This is a genomic window from Bdellovibrio sp. ArHS (assembly GCF_000786105.1).
In the GTDB taxonomy this organism is placed as follows: Bacteria; Bdellovibrionota; Bdellovibrionia; order Bdellovibrionales; family Bdellovibrionaceae; genus Bdellovibrio.
This window is the reverse complement of the sequence record NZ_JTEV01000020.1, coordinates 1-14,141: the sequence shown is the minus strand read 5'-3', so window position 1 is coordinate 14,141 and position 14,141 is coordinate 1. Positions and strand designations below refer to the sequence as shown.

Genomic DNA, 14,141 nt, shown 5'->3' with positions numbered 1-14,141 from the left:
CATATTAGCTTTCATTTGGTTTTCAACACCTATGCGCCGTGCGCCACATAATGTTGCACACTCTTAAGAAGGTCGCGCCTTCAGTTGACAGAGGTCGAGGAGGCTCGAGAATCCAGGATGGACTTTTAGTGCTTATGACAAAGGCAGGCGCGGCGGTTGAGAATATGGGCCGTGATCAAAAAGATACTTCCTAGAATCGTCACCACATCATGCTCGTGGATTTCCACCCACTCATGCGGCACCAAGGAAGCCCCACCCACCATCGCAAGCCCCAAAACCCCCAAAGCAAAGACCTTGCCTTGCTGGTGGTGCTTATAACCAGACCAAAAAGCAAAAAGACCAACAGGCACGACAAATAAAGCCATGACCAAATGCACCCATTCCTGGTGAAAGAACTCGCCTAAAACCGGCAAAGACAGGACTAACAAGGGTGTGACTAAACAGTGAAGGGCACAAAGACTTGAAAGAAAGATTCCCAGCTTATCCCAGCGATCTGTTTTTTCTTCAAATGATGCATGCTGAGAGTGATCTACTTCACAACACGAATCAATTTTTATAGATTTATCAAGGGTGATTTGTTCATCCACTTCAGACCGCCTTTGGTCATTTACTTTTGACCTAAATGCAAGTTACTGTCAACTGGATCTGCCATGCGGGGCATTTCAATTTAGAAAGATGAAGAAGGTACATGTCAGTGACGCAAACTCCCCCGATTTATGAGCTAGGCCCTGATTTTTATGACGAGGTTCAGGCGGCCGCCTTTCCCCAGGGAATTTTAAGATATCGCAACCAGCAGGCCGCACGCATTCTGGGTTTGGATCAGCTCGACGATGTACAGTGGAAAAAGCATTTTTGGTCCTTTGATGCTTTGCCTGACAATATCAAAAAACCGCTGGCCTTGCGCTATCACGGCCATCAATTCCAAGTTTACAATCCTCAACTGGGTGATGGCCGGGGCTTTCTGTTTGCGCAGGTTTTTGCGGGAAACAAACTTTACGACTTGGGCACCAAGGGCAGTGGCCAAACGCCCTACTCTCGCAACGGAGACGGACGCTTAACTCTCAAGGGCGCCTTTCGCGAAATCTTGGCCACCGAATTGCTGGAATCCTATGGCGTGAACACGAGCAAAACCTTTTCTGTTTTTGAAACCGGTGAAAGCCTAGACCGACAAGATGAACCGTCCCCCACCCGTTCCGGAGTTTTGGTGCGCATGAGCCACAGCCATATCCGCATTGGAACTTTTCAGCGACTGGCCTATCTTCAACAAAAGGACAATATCAGCAAACTGCTGCACTACTGCGTGCGACACTATTACCCCGATTTACAATCTCATGCGGGCGCAGAGCTGGCGGCGGCGTTTCTAAAAGCCGTTTCCCATGCTCTGGCGGAAACTTGCGCCTCCTGGATGATGGCAGGATTTGTTCATGGCGTGTTAAACACGGACAACATGAATATCACAGGTGAAAGCTTCGATTACGGTCCTTATCGTTTTCTCCCTCACTATGATCCGTCCTTCACGGCGGCCTATTTCGATCAATCAGGCCTGTATTGTTACGGCCGTCAACCCGCAAGTGTCTTATGGAGCCTGTATCAACTTGGCAGCTCTTTGCGCGTGGCCTATCCGGAGCTTCCTATTGAAGATGTTTTGGAAGATTATGCGGATGTCTTCAACTTCCATGTCCATCAAAGACTTTTGCGACGACTGAACTTAAAAAATCCTCTTTTAGATCCTCAAGGCGCTGCCGAGCTTAACTCTGAGCTAGTCGCAAATTTATTTCAGTTCATGGATCAGGAAAAAGCTTTGTTCGAACAGACCTTGTTTGATTTGCATTCAGGCGGCTCGGAAGAACGCCTTGCAAGATCACCGCTCAAAAATCTTTATAAAAAAGAGTCTTTTAAAAACTTGCGAGCAATGCTGGAAGCCTTCGAGACTGAATCAATTGAAAAAGAACAGCATCCTTACTTCTTGGGAAGTCAGGCCTGTTCTTTGTTGATAGATGAGTTGGAATCCATCTGGCAGCCCATCGCCGAAAGTGACGACTGGACTGCTTTTACGAAGAAGCTGCAGGATATCCGCAGCTTCCGTGGCGTCTACGAACCTTGATATCCCGTCAGTTTCGCCAGCTTGTGGCGGAACCACATTTTGAAATCCTCAATGAATCCGAAAGCCGCTGGCACAATAAGAAGTGTCAGCAACGTCGAACTGACCAGACCACCGATAATCGCAATCCCCATAGAGGTTCGCATCGCAGAGGCCTCGTTCAGACCAATCGCGATAGGAATCATCCCGGCAATCAAAGCCAATGACGTCATCAGGATCGGACGAAGACGCGTGCGACATGCTTTTAGCAAAGCCGTGTTACGCTCAAGACCTTCGTGAATCAACTGATTCGTATAGTCGACTAGCAAGATCGAGTTCTTAGCCACGACCCCTAAAAGAAGAACAATACCAATCAACGAGAAGATATCGATCGTCTTGCCGAAAATCAAAAGTGCCAAGAATGCGCCGGTCATTGCCAAAGGCAACGCCAGAAGAATTGAAAACGGCGTGATGAAACTTTCATACAAACTTGCCAGAACAAGATAGATGAAGGTCACACCCAAGAAAATTGCCAGAAGCATGTTTTCAATCAGCTCTTTAAAGTCATCCGCCTGTCCTTGGAATTTATAATCAACGCCCGGAGGTGGTGGCAGTTCGGTTTTGATGATTTTTTCGATTTCAGCGGAAATGGTCCCCAGAGCCCCGCCCTTGGCCAAGTTTCCTGAAATCTGAATGTAACGGCCTTTGTTCTGACGATTAATCTGAGAATAACCGAAAGTCTCTTCACCCTTAGCGATGCGTGAAAGAGGGATCATGTTAAAGTTCGAATTCGGCACTAGAGTTGTCGAAAACTGCGTTCTTAAATCGCGGAACACCTCTTCAAAACGCACTCGGATTTTATAGTCGATACCGTTTTCACGGAAGATCGCCTGTTCATTTCCTTCGGTGCGATTACGAAGTTCTGCACCGGCCGTCACGGTCGACACACCCAGAGCTTCAGATTTAGCGCGATCAAAGACCACATGGAATTCCGGTTTTCCTGAACGGAAGTTTGTATCCACATCCACAAGGCCCGGGATCTTCTTCATGCGCTCCACCAACTTCACGGCGTAAGCATTCAGATCTTCCAGGTTTTCCCCTTGAATATTCACGTTCAAAGGCTTTTGCCCCGAGTTCACGGCATCGATATCGCCCAACGAAACAATGGCTTCCTTGTTAAACTGCGTAAGCTTTTTACGCACTTCTTCCTTGTAGTCCGTCGTCGACATAGAACGCTTTTTTCGCTCTACCAGACGCACAAACAACATGGCTTTATTGGATTCATTATTGGTATTACCAACCACCGTTAAAACCATATCGACTGCGGCATCATTCTCAAAAATCTTTTCGACTTTTTCCGTGAAAGCACTCGTCGCCATCAAAGAAGATCCGACTGGCATCTCGATATTCACGTTAAACTCGCCGTTATCCGGCGAAGGCAGGAAGGTTTTAGGAATGAAGGCGATAGAGACCAGGGACCCGAAGAAAATCAACGTCCCCGCCAACAGGATCTTTTTAGGATTCGCCAGCGTGTACTTCAGACCTTTTTCATAGATATCCTCAAGCCGAGTTTGAAAGCGGTCAAAGCCAGCCAACATTCGTCCAATAAGACCTGTTCCTTTATGATGCTCGTTGGGATGCGCCATATAGGCTGAAAGCATCGGCGCCACGGTGAACGCGTCAAACAGAGAAATCAGCATCGTGAAGACGACCGTCAAACCGAACTGCTTAAAAAATTGTCCTACAATCCCTTGTAAGAATGAAATCGGACCGAATACGGCAATCACCACAAGTGTAGTTGCAATCACGGCCATAGCCACTTCTTTGGTTCCATCCAGAGCGGCGTCTTTTGGTTTCTTGCCCATTTCCAAGTGACGGAAGATGTTTTCCCGGACCACGATGGCATCATCAATCAATAATCCCACCGCCAATGAAAGCGCTAGCAACGTCATCAAGTTGATCGTAAAGCCCATGGCATACATGATAACAAAGCCTCCCAAAAGGGAGTTCGGCAAGGCCATCGCCGTGATGAAAGTGGAGCGCGCGGACCCCAAGAAGAAGAACACAACGATCACACAAAGAATGATACCAATAATGATCGATTCTTTAACGTCATACACATTCAACTGAATAGGACGAGAAGTGTCGCGAACCAAAGACACCTCGCCGCTGATCTTGCGTTCTTTTAAGAGCGCATTGATCTTGGCAATATTTTTGTTCACGTTTTCGGCAACAGCGACGGTGTTTGCTCCCCGCTGCTTATAGATATTCATCAAAAGCGCTGAACGGCCTTTGATGCGACCAATAGTTTTTTGGTCTTCCAAACTGCGCACGACCTTACCGATATCCTGAACCAGCACTGCGCGGTCAGAACCGATAAAGTTCACGTTCACTTCGGCAATCTGTTTTAAAGCGTCAAACTCGCCCGAAGTTCTCAGGGTTGTTTCACTTTGAGGATTTTCGATTTTTCCGATCGGTGTGTCTTTTGAAGTATCTAGGATACGCTGAGATACCTGCAGCATGGAAATCTTACGCTCCTGAAGCTTGTTCTTATCCACGATAACGTGAATTTCCTGCTTCCGACCACCGAAGATATCCACTTGTCCTACGTCCTTCAGACGCTCAAACTGAGGTTTGATAATCTCATTCGCCAAATCGAAAGCCTGACCTTCAGGAAGATCCGACGTCACCGCCAAGACCACAATCGGCTGATCGGCGGGGTCAAAACGGCGAATTACCGGCTCATAAATATCCGCAGGTAAATCCCGACGAATATTACCCAGGCGGTTCCTCACCTCTTGCTCTACTTCTTTGATATCCGTGCCTAACTGGAACTCCAGAACGACAATGGCCACACCGTCCAGATTGTTCGAAGTCAAAGTCTTAAGACCGGAAATACTCCCCACCTCATCTTCGATCAATTTCGAAACTTGCTTTTCCAAATCCAGAGGCGAGGCCCCCGGATAAGTTACTTGTACGAAAAGAACCGGGAACGTCACATCCGGAAACATATCCACAGGCATGCGTTTTAAAGAAAACGCCCCCAGAATCAGCATCAAGATGACGATACAGGAAATAAAGATGGGCCTGCGAATGGATAAACTAGGTAAGTTCATTCTTATTTCTCCTCAACGACGATAAATAAACGTCCTTGAGCCTCCATTTTTCTTTGTTCTGATTTCAATTTCGTCAACGCCAGTTCGGCTTCTTCGGCGTCTTGCTCGGCCGTGATCACGTTCGCGGTGATAGAACGACCCTTATTGAAAAGATCCGCCTGGGCTTTTGCCGCCTGCATCTGCAATGAAGAAATTTGCGTTGCCGAGTCCACGCGTTTTGTCATCTCAACATAACGGCGATTCAATTCGATCCAAGAGCTTTCACTATCCAGCATCTTTCTTTCACTTTGCAGCTTGGCTGCTAAAGCCTCTTTGCGAGCCGCCGACTGCGCCGATGTTTTTACATCCGTGTCGAAAAGATAAACCAGATTTAAACCGGCCTTCCATGTCGGTAAATCCGTGTCTGTCCACTTACCCGTGGCATCAGAAATACCTTTGTTCGGCTGAAAATTATTTGTATTGTATGCACCCGACAACACAAGATCGGGTCTGTAGGCGTCCTCGGTCTCGCGAGCGACTAAAGACATAGCTTTGGCATTCAACGAAGCCAAATATGCGTCCAGAGCCACCACCTTACCGTCTTTGCCATCCACCATTGAGTTCAAAGAACGTTTTTGCGCAATGTCGCCGGTAATTTCAGGAAATGCCTCGGCATCCGTCAGCTCCAAAAAGTCGCGGATTTTTCTTTTGGCTGCCGCCAAGTCATCTTCCGCAGAAATCAACGTCAACTGGCGAGCGGCCACCAAAGCCTGCGTGGAAAGCAGATCCGCACGATCACTGATCCCGTCATTCACGCGACGACGCGTCCAGCTTTCGATGCGCTTAGCCCGCTCCAAAGAAGCCCGGCCGATTTTTAGATTTTCCGTCTGATAGATATAATCCCAATAAGCGGCCTCTGCTTCGACGAGCAGGACCTTTTTCTGCAAGTCATAGCGTCCCACTTCAGCCTCGGTAGCGGCATCCTGGCGCTGCCAACGCAAACGGGTTGCGCGTCCGAAGGAATCTCGCCACAAGGATTGATTAAGGGACACTCCCAACGAGCCATAAGAGAACTTACCAAACATCGGGTTCAACAACGTGCCTTCGTTTTCAATTTCACTGGCGGTCGCAGAGATGGCAACAGAAGTTCCCGTGGAAAACTTCTTTCCTAGGCCCAGACGCAAATCCTTCGCTGTTGTTTGAGTTCCTCCCAATTGCGCGAACTGACCTAGCGGACTCTTGTCACTTAGATATCCGACGCCAGCAGTCAGTTGCGGAACCAATTCCATATCCGCGGCTTCGCGGCGATCTTGGGCCGCCTCTTGGCTGGATTGATAAGATTGCAGACCTTTGTGTTTGGTCTCGACTGTTTTCAAATACTCTTGCAGATTCATTGCAAAAGTTTGCGGTTGCCACAGACACAGCAGTAAACCTACGACGGCTCCCTTTTTCATTTAAAAATCCCTTCTAAGAAAATCATCGAAATCTGATCAATAAATTGTTGGCGCTGCTCGGGCATTTCGTAAAGCCCATCATTCCACGAGCACTTGCAATCGAGCATATTAAAATAGCCCAAAATACCCTCAACAAGACAGACAATGAAGAAACGCGGATTGACCTTCTTATTGACGATCCCCGCTCTTTGTCCTTTTAAAATAATGGTTTCAATTTTTTCCCCCGAGCTGATCATCATGCTTTCGTGAATTTCCCGGGAAAATGGCATTCCCGAAAGCTTTTCACGCGTCATGATTTTTGCCATCAAAGGGTTCGCTGCCCGCATATCAATAATGGCATTCACCAAAGACACAATGGCCTTGCGCAAAGTTTTTTCGGAAACTTCCTGTTGTTCAAAGTCGTTTACGACACTATCAATTTGCAGGAAAATTTTTTGCACGAATTCTTGGATCACCGTCTTATAAAGGCCTTCTTTGCCGCCAAAATAATAGCTGATCAAACTTAAATTAAGTCCGGATTCTCGGGCGATGTCGCGTGTGCTGGTGCCGTGCAAACCTTCGTTAGCGAAGAGCACCGTAGCGGCTTCCATGATTTTTTGACGAGGACCCAGCTCGTCAGCTGCGACATCTTTGATGAGATTCATGGAAATTAAAGGTAATGAATCCCTCGGTTTAAATCAAATGATTTAATCAAATGATTGAAAGGGCTTTACTGACAGACTGGTGAAAACAAAAAACCCTTGGAATTCCAAGGGTTTTTATATGATTTCAACTGAACAAAAACCTATTTAGCAGGTGCAGCTTCGCCTTTTTTACAGTCGTCACACTTTTTATCCAAAGGACATTCAGAGCCAGCGCACTCTTTTTTGGCTTCGGCTTTGCGACCACAAGCGCAGTCTCCGTGGTGATGAGATTTTGTGTGAGCGCAAGCGCCCAACATCATAGCCACAGCGGAAGATAACAAGATCATTTTAAGATTCATTGAAGTACTCCTATGTTGTTCATTCTTAAGCTTGAACCAAATGTTTTGTGTGTACAAGAACAAACAAATCTCCACCGACCGTATAGATTCTTCATGAAAATGCCGCTTTGAGGCTTAAAATCTCCGTAATTTTGCACGAAAAAGATGCAAATCCTCCTCTTATATGGGACTTGATGCACAGTGTGTAATTTCAACAAAACCCTAACACATTGTTTTGTTGAATCTGTCTGCGAACTGGGGCTTAATAAATCCGATTCGCGGAGGGGGCCCGATGAATTTCACTAGGGGAACATTATTACTGACAATGTTTTTGGCGTTTACAGCCAAAGCAGAGTCCACGGTTCCCTACGCGCAAGCCTCCAGCTCCGCCACAAAACCACAAGCCGTTTTTCGCGAATACTACACAATAAATGAAAAAACCTCTGAGCTCGGCGGCGGCACAAAAGCGGCTTACGATTCAAGGGACTTCTCTCAACTGACTGAAGAGTTAGGGCCTCATCAATTCATTATGATGGCGGCAAAAAAGCTCATTTATAGCCTTCTACAATGGACTCTGCACAGTGAGGATCGCCCCACACCGGAAGAGGGTTATATTCGCAAACTCCACTTCGGCCGCTGGATCAACGATCCTACGGATGACACCTGCATGAATACCCGCGCGAAGGTTCTGGTTCGCGACAGCCTTCAGGATGTCACTTATAGAAACGAAAGAAATTGCGTCGTAGAAGATGGCCTGTGGGATGATCCGTACACGGGCGAGCAAGTCACGTCTTCTCGACAAATTCAAATTGATCACATGGTTCCTCTAAAGAACGCCTATGTTTCCGGGGCCTATAGATGGGATTATAAAACGCGCTGCCTGTACGCTAATTACATGGGTTACCAGAATCATTTGATTCCCGCTGGTGCCCGCGAAAACATGTCGAAGGGCGACCGTGGCCCTGAAGGGTACATGCCACCAAATCTCCAATACCGCTGCCAGTACATTAAAGACTGGTTGACCGTGAAGTTCATTTGGCGATTAAACATGAATGCCAATGAAGTTCAGGCCATTCACGAAATCTTTACGAACTATGGCTGTCGGCCTGCAGATTTCCGTCTGACCAAAGAACAACTCGATGAGCAACGCCAGCACATTCAGGATAATATCGAGTTCTGTATGATCAATAAAAGATGATCTATAATATTCTCTTCGAGGACGACTACTTCCTCGCAGCTGAAAAACCAGCCGGGCTGCCGTCCCAGCCGACCGTCGATAAACGCCGCCCCGACTTCTTCACAAGTTTAAAAAAACAACTCAAAGATGAACGCGGCACCGACTTTTACTTAGGCCTGCACCACCGTTTAGACCGCGACACTTCCGGTGTGATGATTTTCACAAAGAATAAAATCGCCAACGAACCCCTGGCCGAGATGTTTAAAAAGCACCTCATTCAGAAGACCTACCTCTGCCTGACTGCTCCCAAAAAATGTCCCGATCAGTGGGAGATAAAAAACCATCTCACGGAAGTCCGCGATCCCGTCTTAAAGAAAATAAAAATGAAGTCCGTGCATTCCGGCGGCGACAAAGCCCACACACTATTTCGCAAACTCAAGACCTTCAAAAAAGGCCATTTGATCGAAGCCCAACCTCAGTCAGGACGAATGCACCAAATTCGCGTCCACCTGGCCGAACAAGGTTTAGGAATTTTCGGCGACGACATCTACCCCGCCCCAAAAAACCCCACCGCCCCCAGACTGATGCTGCACGCCCTCAGCCTAGAGTTCATCCACCCATTCACAAAAATCTCCATAAAAATAGAATGCCCACTCCCCAAAGACTTCCAACAAATGGAACAACAACTCTCCTAAAAAACCACGATCCCAACCCAGGCACCAGTCCTCTTTTGCAAGCTCCGTAGACCTGCGAGAGTCACTATGTTGGACAAATTCAAGCCAGCTAAAACACTCACTACGGCTCTACTTATCACAACAGTTCTTATGAATAATAACCTCTTTAACTTTATAATCTTTATCAAGAAGTCCCACGATCTGCCATGTTTCGCCATTTGACTTAGGGTCCTCAAAGACAATGTAGGCCGGGTACATATCGGTAAAATAATATCCATCCTGCGAGCCCAACATTTCTCTGATTTCTAATCTGTTTTTGCCAACGAGGGCTTTGGTTTTAATTATGGAAACCACCATTTTTGAGCGATCATTGGTCGCAGAAGATTTAAACTTTTGGGCATCAAAACTTTCTGACCCCCATCTTTTTTCGGCTTGTTTTAAGCTCATAGTTTCGCCGCGCCAGAAATGCTTTACGCTGGCAAAAGCGATCCCACATAAGGTCATAACCAGTAAAGGTATATAGATATATTTTTTCACACTTACTCCTTTAGTTTGGCGAGCTCTGATTTCTTTAAAGCTTCTTTGAAGGATTCTAAAATGGATTCGTCGGAGAAGTTTTTGTTTTTTATGAGAGTTTCAGAACGTAATATACCAAGCCTATTGTTGGCGTTGTCCATGGCAAACTCTCTTTCGGCTGCAAGAGATCTTGTTCATGTGCATTTAAGATTTTAAGAGCATAATCTTTTCCATAGGAATTTGTAAGAAGTCCTGCCCATATGAAATGTCGGCAGGCATCACTTGCATCATTTGTTTTACTTTTAGCGTATAAATTATGACAAAGTTCTTCGGCCTTCCATGAAAGGCGATATGCGCCAAGTGCCTTAGCAGGATCCTCAGCAGCTAAGGCTCTTTCTGCTGAAGTTAAACCTGGATAAAGATCGGATAATTTAAATAATGTTTCTTTTGCCTGAGATACTTTGCAAAACTCATCGCACCTATCTCTGCACATGAAATCTCCCATGTCCACGGGAGCAATGGAGCAATCAACTAAGCAAATGTCTTTTGCAGGCTTAATTCCAGTGCCTTTGAACCAGTCTAAACAATCATCACCGATTGCTGGCAATGCCATCACTATTATCGCTGTCGATAGTAGAATGAGTTTTTTGTGCATGGGCCCTCTTTATTATAAGAATAACTTAGATAAATTAAGGCTGGTAGTAGAAAGAGACCTGAATCACTGAGGAAGGCAGCGAGTGAACAAGATCGCCTAAATTTTTAAAATTCATATCCTCGAATTAGAGAACCTTTTTGGGGGTTTTTGAACTTATCAACAGTTACGTGAGAAGCCGCCCCCGGGGTGCTTCAAGTTTCTTAACGATACGAACGCGGTAAAGAAATAAATCATTATCCACTTGTGAGCTTCCAAAGTTAACTATCGAATCCCACTAAAAAGCGAGCCCCAAAGGGGCCAGCAAGTCCAAAACACCAAGCACCACTTCCTCTTCTTTTGCGAGTTCCGCAGGCCTCAGTAGACACCACGAAGGCAAAACAAATTCATCGAGCCAAAAAACTAACTTAATTAAGTGAAGTAGTCCGAGCGAGGACTGTCTGAAGCAAAAGAAGAGGAAGTGGTGCCCCGGGCCGGAATTGAACCGGCACGCCCCTGTAAAGGAAGCCCAGGATTTTAAGTCCTGTGCGTCTACCAATTTCGCCACCGGGGCACGCGAAAGACAATCGAACCATTTCTGGCTATAAACGTCAATAACAGACCCTCTGAGTTACCCGATAATTTTGAAGTTTGCTTAATAAATAGGATGACTTGAAAGAATCCAAGGGCGGAAAGCCCTATTTCAGCTCCTTCAAGGCGATAAATAAACCGCACAGTTCCTCGCAACCGTTATTCCGAGAAGAGTGATTATTTAAAGCCTCCTCCAACCAGGGAGTCGTCTCATTGAGCCTGTTGGCCAGCCACGCGGTCGGCGTCCAATATTTCTGCAAGGCATATTTAAGATCAGGAACATAAAGACTGACGCCATCCCAGGGCTTTCTTAGAAAGACCATTCCCAGATAGTTCAAATCCAAAATGACTAACAAAGGGTAAAGCCACCACCAGCTCAGCCCGCGAATCACGTTAGACCACTCCCCCAACCCCATCACATCGGGAAATTTAAAGCGTAATTTTTTTTCATCGAGATTGTTCTGATGAAAGAAGCCCCTTCGCCCCATGGCCCTAAGCCATTTTCGAATCTCGCTTTTCCACCCCAAAAGCGCCAACGCCAAAATCAATCGACTGGCTTGATCACGACTAAAACAGCGCGGATGGGTGTCCCAAAGATCACCATAGGGAGATCGCCGATAGACCCCGGGTAAAACCTGAAAATTTTGAATGAGGAGGCGACCTAAAGCCTCGGCCTCAGACCGTCTTCCCAGAAGAGCTAATAAAGAACACACAAGCCCCGTCCGATGCGCCGAGTCCCCGTTACTTCCATCAGCCTGAACATAGAGCCCACAAGAGTCGATCATCGCCATAGCATAACACAGAAGAAAAAATAAAGGCCGCTGGTTTTCACCAACGGCCTTAGATTCACAAGCCTTTTTTGTGAGTTTTTTAGAATGTCACCGGAGTCATATGTGGCAGTTTTGCCGCATCAGAATTTCCAATGATCATGCCACGCACTCGTGAGTGACGAGAGGCTGGGCTGAATGGCAGGCCTTTGTATTTAGGCGATGCCATCGCTGGAACCCAACGTCCTTTATCGTCCACAACCCATTCACGGAAGTACATGCTGGTGTGCGTACCTTCAACCAAGTAGTCAATGGTAGCGCCCGAACCCGCCAACTTCATCGCTGTACGGAATGTGAACAAGTTTTCCGCCATGCCTTCACCGAACTTACCGTAAGCGGCGGCAAAAGCTTTTGCATCCGAGTTCATATATTTCGACATAGCTTTCAAGGCGAAATACATCTTGCTGGCTGCGCCGGCAGTGCGTTTGCTAGTACGAGTTACACAAGAACCCGGACCGCTTGCATCAATCATGCAGTAGTCATACGGGTCGCCGTTTGTGCGGAAGTAGTCATAGATCTGATCCGTCGATAAATCGATGAATTGATCTTGAGTCATACTTTGTGCGGCAGCCATCAATCTCATTGTGTTCTCTTCACTGAAGTTGACGTTGAATTCAACACCACTATATCCAAGATCACGATCAGGAACACCGACCATCAGGATATTTAAACCTGTCTTTTTGACAAGGTCGTAAATCCCTTTGCGCAAGCGAGCTCCATTAGAACTTTCATGACGGAAGGCATAAGAGTATGTACCGAACATGCTTTCCATGCGCTCTTTTGTATCCCAGTTTTCCACGGCATATTTAGCACCATAGAACATGAAGTCTGTTTCTTTGTGTTTGAACCAGAAACGAGAATCTTCTGAATCTGAGTAGATACCGTAGTGAACTTGAGCGGTGTTACGATCAATGTGCAAGTCTGAAGTCGTGAATGAGTTCACGCGTCCTTCACTGTATGTTTTATTCCAGATAATTGGAATAGAAAGTGATTTGCTTGCCACACGTCCTGTGGAAACTGTTCTGAATGTCTCCACTTTAAGAACAGGGGCACGTTCGACCAAGTTCGCCGGCGGATTCGTCGCAAAGTTTTCTGACGCCAACACGTTTCCGCGAATCACGTCTTCGTAAGCTTTTCGACCTGTTTCTGTCGTCATATCGAATAGGAATGAGAATCCGTCGTCAGAATACTTGAAGTCATTCACACTCAAAGTCAGGATTGCCACATTTGTAAACATCGAGAAGCTGTTCAATTTACCGCGAGTGATCTTCACGTAAACTTTTTCCGAGTCCACTTTCTCAACATAGGTTTCCCAAGTACCACTCGCAAGTTTCGCAACTCCTGCGCCAACAGGGCCGAATCCTGCACCTGCAGAGAAGATAAGTCCCCCGCTTCCTAGGTACGTAATACTGTCGCCCGTATCCCAAGCGTCAAGATCTGACGCCTCTTTAGGCACCTGCCAACGTCCACCCATTGCATAAGCGCGGTCGAGCGTGCTGACATAGCGAACAGACTCAGTCTGCTTACCGACAATAGGTAATACGCCGACGTAACCCCAGAAGTGCTGACGAAGTCCCGAAGCATTGTCGAACCAGAATCGTACTTGCGCACCAATACCGACCTCAATAGAGCCATAGACTGTTTTTTGGAAACCGTCAGTGTAATCTCCATAGATCAAAGTGTCTGAGCTAGGGCGATAGTCGTATTTTACAATTGATTTCGGCTGCACATCTCTGAAGTGCGGAGTCAAGTTCACGATGTAAGAACCATAGTCAAAACTCAAGTGGAAAAGAGGTTTCAACTTGGCCTTCAACTCGTTTTCTTCTTCTTCATCAAAACCGGTCGTTCCTGTTGTTGACGCTGAAGAGGTCGTCGAACTTGTGTCGTCGCCCGCCGTCGTTGTGGAGGTGGTATCATCACCTGCCGTCGTCGTCACTGTCGGTTCACCCGATGTCGTGGTGACCGTGGTGTCTGGGCCATAAGTAGTTGTATCAGGACCGGCTGTTGTTGTGACCGTAGTGTCAGGGCCTGCCGTCGTGGTTACAGTTGGACCGTAAGTGGTTGTACCGTGGTTCCCTTTATGGCCGTTGTTTCCGTTATTCCCGTTATTCCCGTTATTCCCGTTATTCCCGTTA

At 46.8% G+C, this 14,141-nt stretch carries 12 protein-coding genes and 1 tRNA gene; 3 read left to right on the top strand and 10 right to left on the bottom strand.

Features of this window, described 5'->3' with window-relative positions; genetic code table 11:
• Positions 1-125: 125 nt before the first annotated feature.
• Complete coding sequence (locus OM95_RS11490; RefSeq protein WP_291516207.1) at positions 126-587, bottom strand: MerC domain-containing protein; 462 nt, start codon at positions 585-587, stop codon at positions 126-128.
• 101 nt (positions 588-688) lie between these two features.
• Between OM95_RS11490 and OM95_RS11485 the strand changes: the two genes are divergently transcribed.
• Positions 689-2,104 carry a protein adenylyltransferase SelO family protein gene (locus tag OM95_RS11485; RefSeq protein ID WP_041873940.1) on the top strand — a complete coding sequence of 472 codons (1,416 nt, stop codon included), beginning with the start codon at positions 689-691 and terminating at the stop codon, positions 2,102-2,104.
• On the opposite strand, the gene OM95_RS11480 is transcribed toward OM95_RS11485, so the two are convergent.
• From OM95_RS11480 to OM95_RS11465, 4 genes are all read right to left on the bottom strand, one after another.
• Positions 2,092-5,196, bottom strand: a complete 3,105-nt coding sequence (locus tag OM95_RS11480) for an efflux RND transporter permease subunit (RefSeq protein ID WP_041873937.1) — start codon at positions 5,194-5,196, stop codon at positions 2,092-2,094. The two genes, OM95_RS11485 and OM95_RS11480, sit on opposite strands and share 13 nt — an antisense overlap.
• A 2-nt stretch (positions 5,197-5,198) precedes the next feature.
• Positions 5,199-6,629 (bottom strand): TolC family protein, encoded by a 1,431-nt coding sequence (locus tag OM95_RS11475; RefSeq protein ID WP_041873935.1) that lies wholly within the window; start codon positions 6,627-6,629, stop codon positions 5,199-5,201.
• On the bottom strand, positions 6,626-7,273 hold the full coding sequence (locus tag OM95_RS11470) for a TetR family transcriptional regulator (RefSeq protein ID WP_041873932.1): 648 nt from the start codon (positions 7,271-7,273) through the stop codon (positions 6,626-6,628). The genes OM95_RS11475 and OM95_RS11470 overlap by 4 nt, the downstream gene beginning before the upstream one ends.
• A gap of 140 nt (positions 7,274-7,413) precedes the next feature.
• The gene (locus OM95_RS11465; RefSeq protein ID WP_041873930.1) at positions 7,414-7,611 is read right to left on the bottom strand and encodes a hypothetical protein; all 198 of its coding nucleotides are present in this window, start codon (positions 7,609-7,611) and stop codon (positions 7,414-7,416) included.
• A gap of 271 nt (positions 7,612-7,882) precedes the next feature.
• Between OM95_RS11465 and OM95_RS11460 the strand changes: the two genes are divergently transcribed.
• Entirely contained in the window at positions 7,883-8,788 is a 906-nt protein-coding gene (locus OM95_RS11460; protein WP_291516205.1) for an HNH endonuclease family protein, read from the top strand.
• On the top strand, positions 8,785-9,462 hold the full coding sequence (locus tag OM95_RS11455) for an RluA family pseudouridine synthase (RefSeq protein ID WP_041873927.1): 678 nt from the start codon (positions 8,785-8,787) through the stop codon (positions 9,460-9,462). The genes OM95_RS11460 and OM95_RS11455 overlap by 4 nt, the downstream gene beginning before the upstream one ends.
• Before the next feature lie 108 nt (positions 9,463-9,570).
• On the opposite strand, the gene OM95_RS11450 is transcribed toward OM95_RS11455, so the two are convergent.
• From OM95_RS11450 to OM95_RS11430, 5 genes are all read right to left on the bottom strand, one after another.
• Positions 9,571-9,978 carry a hypothetical protein gene (locus tag OM95_RS11450; protein ID WP_041873924.1) on the bottom strand — a complete coding sequence of 136 codons (408 nt, stop codon included), beginning with the start codon at positions 9,976-9,978 and terminating at the stop codon, positions 9,571-9,573.
• An 88-nt stretch (positions 9,979-10,066) separates the two neighbouring features.
• Entirely contained in the window at positions 10,067-10,612 is a 546-nt protein-coding gene (locus OM95_RS11445) for a hypothetical protein (protein ID WP_041873922.1), read from the bottom strand.
• Positions 10,613-11,070: 458 nt separating this feature from the next.
• Positions 11,071-11,162: transfer RNA gene (locus tag OM95_RS11440), tRNA-Leu, on the bottom strand.
• Between the two features lie 124 nt (positions 11,163-11,286).
• Positions 11,287-11,964, bottom strand: coding sequence for a hypothetical protein (locus OM95_RS11435; protein ID WP_291516204.1), 678 nt, complete (start codon positions 11,962-11,964; stop codon positions 11,287-11,289).
• An 85-nt stretch (positions 11,965-12,049) separates the two neighbouring features.
• Positions 12,050-14,141: hypothetical protein (locus OM95_RS11430; protein ID WP_041873916.1), on the bottom strand; the 2,092-nt coding region annotated here is incomplete at its 5' end.

Coding starts and splice junctions, on each gene's coding strand:
- OM95_RS11485 (WP_041873940.1), top strand. CDS start 689: ATGTCAGTGACGCAAACTCCCCCGATTTATGAGCTAGGCCCTGATTTT.
- OM95_RS11480 (WP_041873937.1), bottom strand. CDS start 5,196: ATGAACTTACCTAGTTTATCCATTCGCAGGCCCATCTTTATTTCCTGT.
- OM95_RS11475 (WP_041873935.1), bottom strand. CDS start 6,629: ATGAAAAAGGGAGCCGTCGTAGGTTTACTGCTGTGTCTGTGGCAACCG.
- OM95_RS11470 (WP_041873932.1), bottom strand. CDS start 7,273: ATGAATCTCATCAAAGATGTCGCAGCTGACGAGCTGGGTCCTCGTCAA.
- OM95_RS11465 (WP_041873930.1), bottom strand. CDS start 7,611: ATGAATCTTAAAATGATCTTGTTATCTTCCGCTGTGGCTATGATGTTG.
- OM95_RS11460 (WP_291516205.1), top strand. CDS start 7,883: ATGAATTTCACTAGGGGAACATTATTACTGACAATGTTTTTGGCGTTT.
- OM95_RS11455 (WP_041873927.1), top strand. CDS start 8,785: ATGATCTATAATATTCTCTTCGAGGACGACTACTTCCTCGCAGCTGAA.
- OM95_RS11445 (WP_041873922.1), bottom strand. CDS start 10,612: ATGCACAAAAAACTCATTCTACTATCGACAGCGATAATAGTGATGGCA.
- OM95_RS11435 (WP_291516204.1), bottom strand. CDS start 11,964: ATGATCGACTCTTGTGGGCTCTATGTTCAGGCTGATGGAAGTAACGGG.